Raw genomic sequence first — 13,757 nt, forward strand, 5'->3', positions numbered from 1 at the left:
CAGTCCAGGCCAACACCCCACCCCGCCCCCGGCACCGACCCACCCCACGCAGCCACGCCGACGCCGGCACACCCCAGCCCCGCCGGCGTTTGAGGCGCCGGGGGCAGCGCCCCCGGCAACGGTGCCGCAGCGTCAGGCGACCGCCCGCGCCGCCGCAACAAACGCGCGGATGAGGTCCGGAGACTTCACCCCCCGCTCGCTCTCGACACCACTGGACACGTCCACACCCCACGCACCGGTGACCGCAAGCGCCTCCGCCACATTGCCCGGAGTCAGCCCGCCCGCCAGAAGCCACCGCCCCGCAGGGGCTTCGAACTCCGCCGAGCCCCAGTTCCACGGCTTGCCGGAGCCCGGGTCCGGGGCGTCGAGGAGCAGCAGGTCCTCCCCGTACTCCCCGCACCGCTCCACCCGCCGCGCCGTGGCCCGCAGCAGCGTCCGCCCCTCGGCGCGCAGCGCCGCGAACTCCTCCGGGCCCTCCTCGCCGTGCAGCTGCACGCCCCGTACACCGCTCTCCTCGGCGAACCGCCGCACCTCGGCGACGGACTGCCCCCGGAACACCCCCACCGTGAGCACCCCGGCCGGCACCCCCGCGGCCAGCGCCCGAGCCGTCGCGGCATCGACCGTACGCGGGCTGCCGGGGGCGAACACGAACCCGACGGCATCGGCCCCGGCCGCCACGGCGACCTCGACGTCGTACGCGGTCCGCAGCCCGCAGATCTTGACGAACACATCGCTCACGTCACTCATGCGTGCAGTCAATCAGCTCACGCGGAGGCCAGGACAGCGCATGCGTGCTCAACCATCCGGGCACTCCCCGGCGTGTACGTACCGGAAGCAGGAGACGGGGACCGAAGGGGGCGGGGATGGCGACGGGTGACGCGAGGGATCCAGTAGAGAACGAATGGTGGCGCTCGCCCGGACGGGCCCTGGCCGCCGCCGCAGCGCCGGCCCTCGCCACCGCGACGGCGCTCGCGGTCGCCTGGGCGGGAGCGACCGGATGGCTGGGCGACGGTTGGCTGGGCGACGCGTGGGTGGCCCTCTTCGGGCTCTTCGTGCCCCTGTCCGGCCTCGCCCTGCACTACTTCGCCGCGGGCGAGCGCCGGGGCTCGGCCCTCGCCGTCCTGGCCGGGCTGCCCGCGGTCGCCGGCGTGTTCATCGCCCTGATGGGCGTGGACGATCTGGTGCTGCGCGAGCGCGGAGTCGAGGTCACGTGCCTGGTCAGGGAGGTGACCTCCCGGGTCGAGACGGATTCCGCCTTCGGCCCCGAGGGCCAGCGCCTCAGCCGCACCACCGCGTACGACCACCAACTCGACTGCCCGCCCGGCGGTCCCGCCCGGCTGACCAGGGAACAGGAGATCGCGAAGGCCGGCGAGCAGCTGCGGCTGGTCTACGACCCGCGGGGCCAGGTGCAGCCGGAGCGGGCCTCGGACCTCCACGCCTGGGGCCTGCGCACCGCGGCCCTCCTCGCGGTCGGGCTCGCATCCCTGCTGGGCGTGCTCGGCGCCCTGGGCAAGGGTCGGTGAACGCCCGAGGGCGGCACCCCCTCCGCCAGGAAGGGGTGCCGCCCTCGGTACGTGATGCGTAATGCGTGATGCGAACCGCTGATCTACCTTCGGGCCGGAGCCCGGGGGTGGATCAGAAGTCCATGTCGCCGCCCGGCATGCCGCCACCGGCAGCCGCGCCGGCCTTCTCGGGCTTGTCGGCGATGACGGCCTCGGTGGTGAGGAACAGGGCCGCGATGGACGCCGCGTTCTGCAGGGCAGAGCGGGTGACCTTCGCCGGGTCGATGATGCCCGACGCGATCATGTCCACGTACTCGCCGGTCGCGGCGTTCAGGCCCCAACCGATCTGCAGGTTGCGGACCTTCTCGACGACGACGCCACCCTCGAGACCACCGTTGACGGCGATCTGCTTGAGCGGGGCCTCCAGCGCGAGCTTGACGGCGTTGGCGCCGGTCGCCTCGTCGCCGGTGAGCTCCAGCTTGTCGAAGACCGAGGAGGCCTGCAGCAGGGCCACGCCGCCACCGGCGACGATGCCCTCTTCGACGGCCGCCTTCGCGTTGCGAACGGCGTCCTCGATGCGGTGCTTGCGCTCCTTGAGCTCGACCTCGGTCGCGGCGCCGGCCTTGATGACCGCAACACCGCCGGCGAGCTTCGCCAGGCGCTCCTGCAGCTTCTCGCGGTCGTAGTCCGAGTCGGAGTTCTCGATCTCGGCGCGGATCTGGTTGACGCGACCCTGGACCTGGTCGCTGTCACCGGAGCCGTCGACGATGGTCGTCTCGTCCTTGGTGATGACGACCTTGCGGGCGCGGCCGAGCAGGTCGAGACCGGCGTTCTCGAGCTTGAGGCCGACCTCCTCGGAGATGACCGTGCCGCCCGTGAGGATGGCGATGTCGCCGAGCATGGCCTTGCGACGGTCACCGAAGCCCGGAGCCTTGACGGCGACGGACTTGAAGGTGCCGCGGATCTTGTTGACGACGAGGGTGGAGAGCGCCTCGCCCTCGACGTCCTCGGCGATGATCAGCAGCGGCTTGCCGGACTGCATGACCTTCTCGAGGAGCGGCAGCAGGTCCTTGACCGAGCCGATCTTCGAGTTGACGATCAGGATGTACGGGTCGTCGAGGGACGACTCCATGCGCTCCATGTCGGTGGCGAAGTACGCCGAGATGTAGCCCTTGTCGAAGCGCATGCCCTCGGTGAGCTCGAGCTCCAGGCCGAAGGTCTGCGACTCCTCGACCGTGATGACGCCTTCCTTGCCGACCTTGTCCATGGCCTCGGCGATGAGCTCGCCGATCTGGGTGTCGGCGGCGGAGATGGAGGCCGTCGAAGCGATCTGCTCCTTGGTCTCGACATCCTTGGCCTGCGCCAGCAGGGCGGCGGAGACGGCCTCGACGGCCTTCTCGATACCGCGCTTGAGGGCCATCGGGTTCGCACCGGCGGCCACGTTGCGCAGGCCCTCGCGGACGAGCGCCTGGGCGAGGACGGTGGCGGTGGTCGTACCGTCGCCGGCGACGTCGTCCGTCTTCTTGGCGACTTCCTTGACCAGCTCGGCGCCGATCTTCTCGTACGGGTCCTCGAGCTCGATCTCCTTGGCGATGGAGACACCATCGTTGGTGATCGTGGGGGCGCCCCACTTCTTCTCAAGGACGACGTTGCGACCCTTGGGGCCAAGGGTGACCTTGACGGCGTCGGCGAGCTGGTTCATGCCTCGCTCGAGACCGCGCCGGGCCTCCTCGTTGAACGCAATGATCTTGGCCATCTGAAGTGGTCCTCCCGGACAGCGGTGGATTGCTCCCGGACCGCGCCCGCGCCCGCGACGGACGGCCTGCGTGCCCGGCGGTTTCTTCCCGCCGGACCCTGTGGGCCTCACTGACCCGGTCCTCGTATAGGTAGCACTCTCACCCGGAGAGTGCTAACGCCAATGATTAGCACTCGACCCCCCCGAGTGCAAGCGGCTTCGGGCAACCCGGGGTGAACACCCGGGCACCGCAAGGGCACCGGAGCCGCCACGCACGAGGGGCCCGCATCCCGTGTCCAGGATGTGGGCCCCTCGTACATGTGCCGTTGTGTCTCGTGCGCGGCCACTGTGCGAGACCGCGTACGTGTCGGTGGTCGATCGCGGTCGGACTAGCCGGCGGCGAGCTTGACCATGTCCGCCTGCGGACCCTTCTGGCCCTGCGAGATCTCGAATTCGACCCGCTGACCCTCTTCAAGGGTGCGGTACCCGTCCATCTGGATGGCGCTGTAGTGGACGAACACATCCGCACCACCGTCGACCGCGATGAAGCCGTAGCCCTTCTCCGCGTTGAACCACTTGACGGTGCCCTGAGCCATGCCTAACTCCCCTATTACTGGCCCTTGCGCAGGACCGCACTTCGCGGTCCCGGGTCAGAACTTGCGCCGGAACGCCTCGACCGGGGCTGAATGTATCCGCACCGCTGCTGTCTGCAACAGGTCATTCCGACGAGAATTCTGGACACACCAAAACATTGAAATAGGGTGAAAACCAGGAATATTCCAGGGCAACTCGGGCCGGACAAACCACGCCAACGACCCATAGCGCGCTTGCATGTTGACTCAATGTCAACCCTCACGCGACCCGCTCATATGCGGCGGGCAAGAACAGCGGAGGGGACTTCCCCAACCTTACCGCGTCCAATCAAGCAGAATTGCCCCCTCCGTTTATTACCGGAGGGGGCAATTCAGTTTCCGCGCGGTGTTACGAGGCCGGTGTCACGAGGCCGGTGTCACGAGGGCTCAGCAGCCGCCCGCGACGGCCGGGATGATCGAGATGCCGGCGCCGTCCGGAGTGGACGTCTGCAGCCCGCCCTCGAAGCGCACGTCGTCGTCGTTCACGTAGACGTTGACGAAGCGGCGCAGCTTGCCCTGGTCGTCCAGGACGCGCGCGGCGATGCCGGGGTGGCTGGCCTCCAGGGACTGGATGACCTCTTCGAGGGTCGCGCCCTCGGCGGCGACCTCGGCCTGGCCGCCGGTGTAGGTGCGCAGGATGGTGGGGATGCGGACGTTGACGCTCATGGCGCTACTGCCTTTCCGGTGTGCAGGGAGAGAGATCAGGCCAGGTTGGCGGCGCGGAACGCGTCCAGGCTGGGGCGGATGGTGGCGGTCTGGCCACCACCCTCGGCCACCGCCTCCAGGGTCTTGAGGCCGTCACCGGTGTTCAGGATCACGGTGGTCAGCGTGGGGTCGAGCTGGCCGTTCTCGACGAGCTTCTTCGTCACGCCGACGGTCACGCCGCCCGCGGTCTCGGCGAAGATGCCCTCGGTCTGGGCGAGGAGCTTGATGGCCTCGACGACCTGGGTGTCGTTGACGTCCTCGACGTACCCGCCGGTGCGGCGCGCGATGTCCAGGACGTACGGGCCGTCCGCCGGGTTGCCGATGGCCAGCGACTTGGCGATGGTGTTCGGCTTCTGCGGGCGGACCACCTCGTGACCGGCCTTGAAGGCGGTCGAGACGGGGGAGCAGCCCTCGGCCTGGGCGCCGAAGATCTTGTACGGCTTATCCTCGACGAGGCCGAGCTTGATCAGCTCCTGCAGACCCTTGTCGATCTTCGTGAGCTGCGAGCCGGACGCGATCGGGATGACGATCTGGTCGGGCAGCTGCCAGCCGAGCTGCTCGCAGATCTCGTACGCCAGGGTCTTGGAGCCCTCGCCGTAGTACGGGCGCAGGTTGACGTTGACGAAGCCCCAGCCCTCGCCCAGCGGGTCGCCGATGAGCTCGGAGCAGAAGCGGTTGACGTCGTCGTAGTTGCCCTCGATGCCGACCAGGTCGCCACCGTAGACACCGGCCATGACGACCTTGCCCTGCTCCAGGTCGTGCGGGATGAACACGCAGGAGCGGAAGCCGGCACGGGCTGCCGCGGCGCCGACGGCGCCGGCCAGGTTGCCGGTGGAGGAGCAGGAGAGGGTGGTGAAGCCGAAGGCGCGGGCGGCCTCGACGGCGATGGCCACGACGCGGTCCTTGAAGGAGTGCGTCGGGTTGCCGGAGTCGTCCTTCACGTAGAGCTTGCCGGTGACGCCGAGCTCCTTGGCCAGGTTGGCCGCGTCCACGAGCTTGGTGAAGCCGGGGTTCAGGCTCGGCTTGGAGGCCACGTCCGCCGGGACGGGCAGCAGCGGCGCGTAGCGCCAGATGTTGTTCGGGCCGGCCTCGATGGCGGCGCGCAGGGCTTCCGGGTCGCCCAGGGGCAGGTCGTAGGCGACTTCGAGCGGGCCGAAGCACTCGGCGCAGGCGAAGATCGGGCCGAGCTCGAAGCGGGTACCGCACTCACGACAGGAAAGGCCGGTGGCGGGACCGAGATCGACGGAGGTGCCCGAAACGTTGCTTTCAGCGGTTTCGGCAGAGGTTGCGACAGACTGTGCAGCCATGATGGCGAGGCCCTTTCTCCTCATCTTCCCCATGGCGCACTTCGCCATGAGACGGAATTGGCACCTTCCCTAGCCGGGGACCTCGCTGGCGGCGCTGGAATGCGCGATCGCGAGAACCGACTGGAGGGTTGCCGGGGCTTCAACGGGCCGTGTCCCTCTGCCCCTCTGGATGAGCGGTATGGCACCGGCACACGCGCTCTGTGGCGCGCCGGTGCGTTTGTACGCGGGCCCCCCGGCATGCGGCGGGCCATTGCGTTGTTCAAGACTGTAACCGAAGGCCCGGGTGGTTGAGACAGCCGTCCGAACCGCGAGATGGATCACATTTCGGTCCAAACCAGTGAAGAGCCCAGTGATGAACAGGGAGTGCTGAAGGTGCTGGAAGAGGTGGAGCGCTGGTTGGCAGACCGCTCCTGGTCCGCCGCCGACCGACCGCTCGGCCAGCTGCTTTCCGCCAAGCGGGCAGCGGGGACCACGGTGAGCGTGGTGTTGCCGGCGCTGAACGAGGAGGCGACGGTCGGCGAGATCGTCGAGGTGATCCGGCGCGATCTGATCGAGGGCCTGCCGGTGCCGCTGGTGGACGAGCTCGTCGTGATCGACTCGGGTTCCACGGACCGCACCGCGGAGGTCGCGGCCAAGGCCGGGGCCCGGGTGGTGCACCGCGACGAGGTGCTGCCGCGGATCCCGGCGCTGCCCGGCAAGGGCGAGGTGCTGTGGCGCTCGCTGCTGGTCACCACCGGTGACATCGTCTGCTTCATCGACGCCGACCTGCGCGGTTTCTCGTCCTCCTTCGTCTCGGGGATCGTCGGCCCGCTGCTGACGGACCCGGGCGTGCGGTTCGTCAAGGCGATGTACGACCGCCCCTTCGGCCAGGAGTCCGCCGACCCCGCCGACCTGGCCTCCGCCACGGCCCACGGCCAGGGCGGCCGGGTCACGGAGCTGGTGGCCCGCCCCCTGCTCAACCTGCACTGGCCGCTGCTGGCCGGTTTCGTGCAGCCGCTGGGCGGCGAGTACGCCGTACGCCGCGAGCTCCTGGAACGGCTGCCGTTCCCCGTGGGCTACGGGGTGGAGCTGGGCCTGCTGGTGGACGCGCTGCACACGGCCGGGCTGGACGCACTGGCCCAGGTGGACGTGGGCGTCCGGCTGCACCGGCACCAGGACGGGCAGGCCCTGGGCCGGATGGCCGCCGCGATCTACCGCACGGCGCAGGTGCGGCTCTCGCGCGGCCACCTCGTACGCCCCGAGCTGACGCAGTTCGAGCGGGGGCCGGAGGGTTTCGTACCGCACACCTACGCCGTGGACACCGAGGAGCGGCCGCCGATGCGGGACATCGAGGAGTACGCACGGCGCCGCGTGGCGTAACGGCACCCGGCGGTGTGGTCTTCCTCTCGGTCCGGCGGACTCGCAGGCGCCGACGTTTGACCGGAGGCGAGGCGGGCTAGGTTCGCCGCATGGCTTCCCAGGTGCTCGTCGCCGCGAATCGCGGCCCCCTCTCGTACGCCCTCGCCGCGGACGGCACGCTCAGTGCCCGCCGCGGCGGGGGCGGCCTCGTCTCCGGCCTCTCCACCGCCCTCGCGGAACAGCCGGACGCGCTGTGGATCTGCGCGGCGCTGTCGGACGCGGACCGGGAGGCGGTACGGCGGGGGGTCTGCGAGCCCGGCGTACGGATGCTGCCGATCGACCCCGGGGTCTACGACGACGCGTACAACGGCATCGCGAACTCGGTGCTGTGGTTCCTCCACCACCACCTGTACGAGATCCCGCGCGAGCCGGTCTTCGACGCGGAGTTCCGGCGGCTCTGGGGCTCCTACGCCGCGTACAACGAGGCCTTCGCGGCGGCGCTCGCCGAGGAGGCGGCCGAGGGCGCGACCGTCCTGATCCAGGACTACCACCTGGCCCTGGCCCCGGGAATGCTCCGGGAGCTCCGCCCCGACCTGCGGATCGGGCACTTCACGCACACGCCGTGGGCCTCGCCGGAGTTCCTGAAGATGCTCCCGGACGACGTCCGGAGCCAGCTGGTGTCGGGGATGCTCGGGGCGGACCGGCTGGGGTTCCACACCCGGGAGTGGGCGGACAACTTCATCAGCGGCGCGACGACCGACGGCGCGGGATCGGTTCCGGCCGGTCCCGAGCGCGGCGTGCGGCACGGGGACCGGTTCACGCACGTGACCCCGTACCCCCTCGGCGTCGACGGGGACGAGCTGCGGGCGCTCGCGCACCGGCCCGAGGTCGACGACAAGCTGGCGGCGCTGCGGGCGGAGGTCGGCGGGCTGAAGACGATCGTCCGGGTGGACCGGACGGAACTGTCGAAGAACATCCTGCGCGGGCTGCTGGCGTACCGGGAACTGCTGACGGTCCACCCCGAGTGGCGGGAACAGGTGGTCCACCTGGCCTCCGCCTACCCCTCCCGGCAGGACCTGACCGTCTACCGGGAGTACACCGACTCGGTGCGGGAGCTGGCGGCGTCGATCAACACGGAGTTCGGCACGGCCGACTGGCAGCCGGTGCTCGTCTCCGTCGAAGACGACTTCGCGCGGTCACTGGCGGCGTACCGGCTGGCGGACGTGGCGCTGGTCAATCCCGTACGGGACGGGATGAACCTCGTCGCGAAGGAGATCCCCGTGGTCTCGGAGGCGGGGTGCGTGCTGGTGCTGTCCACCGGGGCGGGGGCGTACGAGGAGCTCGGCGCGGATGCGCTGGTGGTGAACCCGTACGACGTCACGGCCACGGCCGAAGCGCTGCACGCGGCCCTGTCCATGCCGGCGGCGGAGCGCGCGGACCGCACGAAGCGCCTGGCAGCGGCGGCCACGGCCCTCCCCCCGACCCAGTGGCTCACGTCCCAACTGGACGCCCTCCACCCCTGACCCCCCGCTGCGCGGGGCCGAGTCCCACAGGGCCGGCCCCAGCCGCGTCAGGAAGGTGTGCCGGTCAGCGCCCCGGCCAGGGTGGACAGGAAGGTGACGACCTCGGGCGGGCCGGACAGGGTGAGGTCCGCGCGGGCGGACAGTTCCGGGACCTCCGAGCCGCTGCAGAGCAGGAGGCCCGGCATGCCCCCGGCACGGAGCTTCTCGACCGCCGAGTACGCCGCGAGGTCACCGAGGTCGTCTCCGGCGTAGAGCACGGCCTCCGCCCCCACCTCCGCGAGGTACTCCGTGAGCGCGACCCCCTTGTCCATCCCGGGCGGCCGCAGCTCCAGTACGGCCCGCCCCGGTTCGACCATCAGGCCGTGCCGGGCCGCGAGCCCCGCCAGCGGCTCCCGCAGGGCCGCGAAGGCCGCTTCGGGGTCCGCGGCGCGGCGGGTGTGGACGGCCAGCGCCTGGCCCTTCTCCTCGATCCAGGTCCCGCGCCACGCGCCGATCGCGTCCAGGAACCCGGGCAGCTCGGCCCGGACGGCCGCCACCCCCGGATGCTCGGCCGGAGCGTGCACGATGCCGCTCACGGCGTCCCAGCGTTCGGCTCCGTAGTGCCCGAGGACCACCAGGTGTTCGAGTCCCGGGACCCCGGCGAAGCCGCCGTAGCGGACGGCGACCCCGGCGGGCCGGCCGGTGACGACCGCGATGGAGCCGACCTCGGGGGCGAGGGCGGCGAGCGCGGGGACGGCTCCGGGGTGGGCCCGTGCCTGGTCGGGGTCGGGAACGATGTCGGCGAGGGTGCCGTCGAAGTCGAGGGCGACGACGGAGCGTCGCGGTACGCGGAGGAGGGCCTCGAGTCCCTCGCGTCCGGCGGTGGTGACGGGCATCGGCAGATCGTGCGGATGGCTCCCCATACGCACGACCCTAACGGCCCTGCCGGGCCACGGCTACGGCGCGGTCCACAGCCGCTACCGCCTCGCCCGCTGGGCCTCGCGGATGCGCCGCAGCCGGTTCACGGTGCCCGGGGCGTGTTCCAGGGCCCTGGGGTCGTCCATCAGCGCGTTGAGCAGCTGGTAGTACCGGACCGGGGGCATCCCCAGTCCTTCCCTTATGGCCCGTTCCTTGGCGCCCGGCCCGGGCCAGGTGCGGCCTTCGTAGGCCAGTACGGCCGCTTCGTCGGGGCTCAGCCCGGCCGGCGGCCTCTCGTCCGCGTCCGTCATACGGCCAGGTTAACGCCGCCCTCCGACAGCGGCCGGTCGGCCGGCGCCGGCCGGCCGCAAGGCTCCGACCGGCTCCGACCGGCTCCGACCGGCTCCCGTCAGCGGGGTTCCGACTTGCGCGCCATCTCCGCGAGGTCCCCGAGGACCTTCTCGGGCTGTCCGCCGGGCTGCACGGCCTTGCCGATGTTCTTCTTGACGTCCTCGCTCACGGCCGCCCAGGACTTCTTGCCCACCGGGTAGAGCCGGGCGTTGGGCAGTGCGTGCAGGAAGGTCTTCAGCTCGGCCGAGGAGGCGCCCGTGGAGGCTTCCATCGCCCGGGAACCGCTGGTGGTGACGGGGAGCAGGTCGTACTTCTCGGTGAAGGCGGTCACGTTCTCCGCCTCGTACAGGAAGTCGAGGAACTTCCCGGACTGCGTCTGGTGGCCGGTCTTGAAGGCCATCACCCAGTCGGCGACGCCCATCGTCGGGTGCCCGGCCCCGTCGGCGGTGGGCATGGGGGTCATGCCGTACTTGATGCCCTTCTCGGCGGCCTGCTTGAGCAGGGTCGGGTGCCCGTTGAGCATGCCGACCTCGCCGCGCGAGAAGGAGTCGAAGGCGGCCTGGCGGTTCAGCTTGGCCGGTTCGACGGGGCCGGTCAGGCCCGCGCCGACGAGCTTGTCGCGCAGGAACTCCAGGGTGTTGACGTTGTCCGCGGAGTCGATCGAGTACTGCTCTTCGTTGTCGGCGTAGCCTCCGCCGCCCGCGAGCAGCCACTGCATCGTCTCGGCCTGTGCCTCCTCGCGGCCCATGGGCAGCGCGAGGGGGGTGGGGACGCCGGCCGCCTTGAGCTTCTTGGCGGCGGCCTCCAGCTCGCCCCAGCTCTTGGGCTGCCAGGGGGTCTTGCCGTCCTTGGGGATGATGCCGGCGTCGGCGAACAGCTTCTCGTTGTAGAACATCAGCCGGGTGCTGGCCACGAAGGGCAGGCCGTACTGGTTGCGCCTGACCTTGCCCGCGTCGGCGAGGGGAGCGAGGAAGTCGGCCTCGGTGGTCACGGAGAGCAGCTCGTCGGCGGAGTACAGCTTGCCCTCGGCCGCGTAGTCGGCGTAGGCGCCGATCTGGGCTATGTCGGGGGCATCGCCGGCCTTGACCATCTCGGCGACCTTGGTGTCGACGTCCTCCCAGGAGTAGACGTCGACCTGGACCTTGATGCCCGGGTTCTTCTTCTCGAAGGCCGAGGCGAGGTCCTTCCAGTACGGCTTGGAGGAGTTTTCCGGTTTGTCCCCGTAGTCGGCCGCCACGACCTTCAGGGTGACCTCGTTGTCACCTGCGAGGCCCGACACGGCGCCGCAGCCGGTCAGCGTCACGGTGGTCAGGCACAGTGCGAGACCGGACGCGGCGAGGTTCCGCTTTCGGGCCTGGACAGTTCGGGCCTTCACAGTTCTCGTTCCACCCCAGGTTGTTCCGTACGATTCGCGTAAAGGTCTACACCACTTTTGAGCTTGGTCAACACCCGGCCCCAAACGTGCACACGGCCTGCACCCGCACACACGTACGCACCCGCACGCACACACACGTACGCGGACACATGTGCGCACCCGCGCACGGACCCGCGTACCGGCCCGCCGGCCGCCGAAGGTCCTTAATTTGTATGGCCACTCAACAATCCCTCTCAGTGGACTAGACCTTTGCCCTCCGATCACGCGAGACTGTCACCCGTGAAACCCGTGAAACACGTCATCGCCCTCGATGTGGGCGGCACTGGGATGAAGGCCGCCCTCGTCGCCGCCGACGGCACCCTGCTCCACGAAGCGCGCCGCGCCACCGGCCGCGAGCGGGGCGCCGAAGCCGTCGTCGAGACGATCCAGGACTTCGCCGCCGAGCTCCTCGACCTCGGCCGGGAACGCTTCGCCACCACCGCCTCCGCGGCCGGCGTCGCCGTCCCCGGCATCGTCGACGCCGAGAACGGGATAGCCGTCTACGCGGCGAACCTGGGCTGGCGCGACGTCCCGATGCGCGAACTGCTCGGCAGACGCCTCGGCGGCATCCCGGTCGCCCTCGGCCACGACGTCCGCACGGGCGGACTCGCCGAGGGCCGCATCGGCGCGGGCCGCGGCGCCGACCGCTTCCTGTTCGTGCCCCTGGGCACCGGCATCGCCGGAGCCATCGGCATCGCCGGCCGCATCGAGGCCGGCGCGCACGGGTACGCGGGCGAGATCGGCCACATCGTGGTCCGCCCCGGCGGCCCCGCCTGCGGCTGCGGCCAGCGCGGCTGCCTGGAGACCCTGGCCTCCGCCTCCGCCGTCAGCCGCGCCTGGGCGGCCGCCTCCGGCGACCCCGAGGCCGACGCCGCGGACTGCGCCAAGGCCGTGGAATCCGGCGACGAGCGCGCCCGGGAGGTCTGGCTCGCCGCGATCGGCGCCCTGGCCGACGGGCTGGTCACCGCGATCACCCTGCTGGACCCGCGCACGCTGATCATCGGTGGCGGACTGGCCGAGGCCGGGGAAACCTTGTTCACACCACTACGGACGGCCGTCGAGGAACGCGTGACGTTCCAGCGGCTGCCCCACATCGTTCCGGCTGCCCTCGGGGACACCGCCGGATGCCTGGGTGCAGGGCTGCTCGCCTGGGATCTACTCGCCACGGAGGTACCAGCCTGATGTCCGGAAGCGCACATGTGGGCCGCAGCACCGTTCTCACCGGCGCCGACGTGGTGCTGCCCACGGGCATCGTCAAGGGCGGGCGCCTCATCGTCGACGGCGAGCGCATCGCCGGCAGCGCGGACGAGAACGCGGCCGTCGTCGACCTCACCGGGTGCCTGATCGTCCCCGGCTTCGTCGACATGCACAACCACGGCGGCGGCGGTGCCTCCTTCACCTCCGGCACCGCCGAGGAGGTGCTCCAGGGCGTACGGACCCACCGCGAGCACGGCACCACCACCGTGGTCGCCTCCACCGTCACCGGGGACCTGGACGAGCTCGCCCGCCGCGCCGGACTGCTCGCCGAGCTGACCCAGCAGGGCGACATCGCGGGCATCCACTTCGAGGGCCCGTTCATCAACCCCTGCCGCAAGGGCGCGCACAAGGAAGACCTGCTGCGCGACCCCGACCCGGCCGAGGTCCGCAAGCTGATCGACGCCTCGCACGGCGCCGCCCGCATGTTCACCCTCGCCACCGAGCTCCCCGGCGGCCTGGACTCCGTACGGCTGCTCGCCGAGCACGGGGTCATCGCGGCGATCGGCCACACCGACTCCACGTACGAGCAGACCCTGGAGGCCATCGACGCGGGCGCGACCGTGGCCACCCACCTCTACAACGCGATGCCCGGCCTGGAGCACCGCGCCCCCGGCCCCATCGCGGCCCTGCTGGAGGACGAGCGGGTCACCGTCGAGCTGATCAACGACGGCACCCACCTGCACCCGGCCATGCTGGAGCTGGCCTTCCACCACGCGGGCGCGCACCGGGTGGCGCTGATCACCGACGCGATGGACGCGGCCGGCTTCGGCGACGGGATCTACCACCTCGGCCCGCTGGAGGTCGAGGTCAAGGAGGGCGTCGCCCGCCTCGTCGAGGGCGGCTCCATCGCGGGCTCCACCCTCACCCTGGACACCGCCTTCAAGCGGTCCGTCACCCTCGACAAGCTCCCCGTCGAGTCCGTGGTCCAGGCGATCTCCGCCAACCCGGCCAAGCTGATCGGCGTCTACGACCAGGTCGGCTCGCTGGAACCCGGCAAGTACGCGGACCTCGTCGTCCTCGACTCCGCCTTCGACGTCCGGGGCGTCATGCGGCGCGGCGAATGGATCGTGAACCCGCTCGCTGCGGGCAACTGACC

At 70.8% G+C, this 13,757-nt stretch carries 13 protein-coding genes and 1 riboswitch; of the genes, 5 read left to right on the forward strand and 8 right to left on the reverse strand.

Going from position 1 to position 13,757, the window contains the following annotated elements:
* Positions 1-132 precede the first annotated feature (132 nt).
* Positions 133-747, reverse strand: coding sequence for a phosphoribosylanthranilate isomerase (locus ACFWNV_RS30140; RefSeq protein WP_383953149.1), 615 nt, complete (start codon positions 745-747; stop codon positions 133-135).
* A 116-nt stretch (positions 748-863) separates the two neighbouring features.
* Between ACFWNV_RS30140 and ACFWNV_RS30145 the strand changes: the two genes are divergently transcribed.
* Entirely contained in the window at positions 864-1,523 is a 660-nt protein-coding gene (locus tag ACFWNV_RS30145; protein WP_383953151.1) for a hypothetical protein, read from the forward strand.
* 112 nt (positions 1,524-1,635) lie between these two features.
* Here ACFWNV_RS30145 and groL read toward each other — a convergent pair whose 3' ends face one another.
* The 4 genes from groL to thrC all read right to left on the reverse strand — a co-directional run bounded on the left by groL (position 1,636) and on the right by thrC (position 5,881).
* The gene (gene groL / locus ACFWNV_RS30150) at positions 1,636-3,258 is read right to left on the reverse strand and encodes a chaperonin GroEL (protein WP_383953154.1); all 1,623 of its coding nucleotides are present in this window, start codon (positions 3,256-3,258) and stop codon (positions 1,636-1,638) included.
* Positions 3,259-3,626: 368 nt separating this feature from the next.
* Positions 3,627-3,833 (reverse strand): cold-shock protein, encoded by a 207-nt coding sequence (locus tag ACFWNV_RS30155; protein ID WP_008743607.1) that lies wholly within the window; start codon positions 3,831-3,833, stop codon positions 3,627-3,629.
* Positions 3,834-4,256: 423 nt separating this feature from the next.
* A complete protein-coding gene (locus ACFWNV_RS30160; protein ID WP_383953156.1) occupies positions 4,257-4,535 on the reverse strand; it encodes a ubiquitin-like small modifier protein 1 in 279 nt (92 codons plus the stop codon).
* A gap of 35 nt (positions 4,536-4,570) precedes the next feature.
* Positions 4,571-5,881 carry a threonine synthase gene (gene thrC, locus ACFWNV_RS30165; protein WP_383953158.1) on the reverse strand — a complete coding sequence of 437 codons (1,311 nt, stop codon included), beginning with the start codon at positions 5,879-5,881 and terminating at the stop codon, positions 4,571-4,573.
* A 17-nt stretch (positions 5,882-5,898) separates the two neighbouring features.
* Positions 5,899-6,057, reverse strand: a riboswitch (SAM riboswitch).
* A 196-nt stretch (positions 6,058-6,253) separates the two neighbouring features.
* Between thrC and ACFWNV_RS30170 the strand changes: the two genes are divergently transcribed.
* Together ACFWNV_RS30170 and ACFWNV_RS30175 are read left to right on the forward strand one after the other, a co-directional pair.
* Positions 6,254-7,240, forward strand: a complete 987-nt coding sequence (locus ACFWNV_RS30170; RefSeq protein WP_383953196.1) for a glucosyl-3-phosphoglycerate synthase — start codon at positions 6,254-6,256, stop codon at positions 7,238-7,240.
* Positions 7,241-7,329: 89 nt separating this feature from the next.
* The gene (locus ACFWNV_RS30175; RefSeq protein ID WP_383953160.1) at positions 7,330-8,742 is read left to right on the forward strand and encodes a trehalose-6-phosphate synthase; all 1,413 of its coding nucleotides are present in this window, start codon (positions 7,330-7,332) and stop codon (positions 8,740-8,742) included.
* A 47-nt stretch (positions 8,743-8,789) separates the two neighbouring features.
* Here ACFWNV_RS30175 and otsB read toward each other — a convergent pair whose 3' ends face one another.
* The 3 genes from otsB to ACFWNV_RS30190 form a co-directional block, all read right to left on the reverse strand.
* Positions 8,790-9,644, reverse strand: a complete 855-nt coding sequence (gene otsB / locus ACFWNV_RS30180; RefSeq protein ID WP_383953162.1) for a trehalose-phosphatase — start codon at positions 9,642-9,644, stop codon at positions 8,790-8,792.
* Positions 9,645-9,698: 54 nt separating this feature from the next.
* Entirely contained in the window at positions 9,699-9,950 is a 252-nt protein-coding gene (locus tag ACFWNV_RS30185; protein ID WP_383953164.1) for a DUF3263 domain-containing protein, read from the reverse strand.
* Between the two features lie 98 nt (positions 9,951-10,048).
* Positions 10,049-11,365: an extracellular solute-binding protein gene (locus tag ACFWNV_RS30190; RefSeq protein ID WP_383953166.1), complete on the reverse strand. Its 1,317-nt coding sequence runs from the start codon at positions 11,363-11,365 to the stop codon at positions 10,049-10,051.
* 288 nt (positions 11,366-11,653) lie between these two features.
* Here ACFWNV_RS30190 and ACFWNV_RS30195 point away from each other — a divergent pair, with 288 nt between their 5' ends.
* Both ACFWNV_RS30195 and nagA read left to right on the forward strand, forming a co-directional pair.
* Positions 11,654-12,586, forward strand: a complete 933-nt coding sequence (locus ACFWNV_RS30195; protein ID WP_383953198.1) for an ROK family protein — start codon at positions 11,654-11,656, stop codon at positions 12,584-12,586.
* Positions 12,586-13,755, forward strand: coding sequence for an N-acetylglucosamine-6-phosphate deacetylase (gene nagA / locus ACFWNV_RS30200; protein ID WP_383953168.1), 1,170 nt, complete (start codon positions 12,586-12,588; stop codon positions 13,753-13,755). The genes ACFWNV_RS30195 and nagA overlap by 1 nt, the downstream gene beginning before the upstream one ends.
* Positions 13,756-13,757: the final 2 nt, after the last annotated feature.

The sequence above is a fragment of the Streptomyces sp. NPDC058401 genome (assembly GCF_042722885.1).
Taxonomy (GTDB): domain Bacteria; phylum Actinomycetota; class Actinomycetes; order Streptomycetales; family Streptomycetaceae; genus Streptomyces.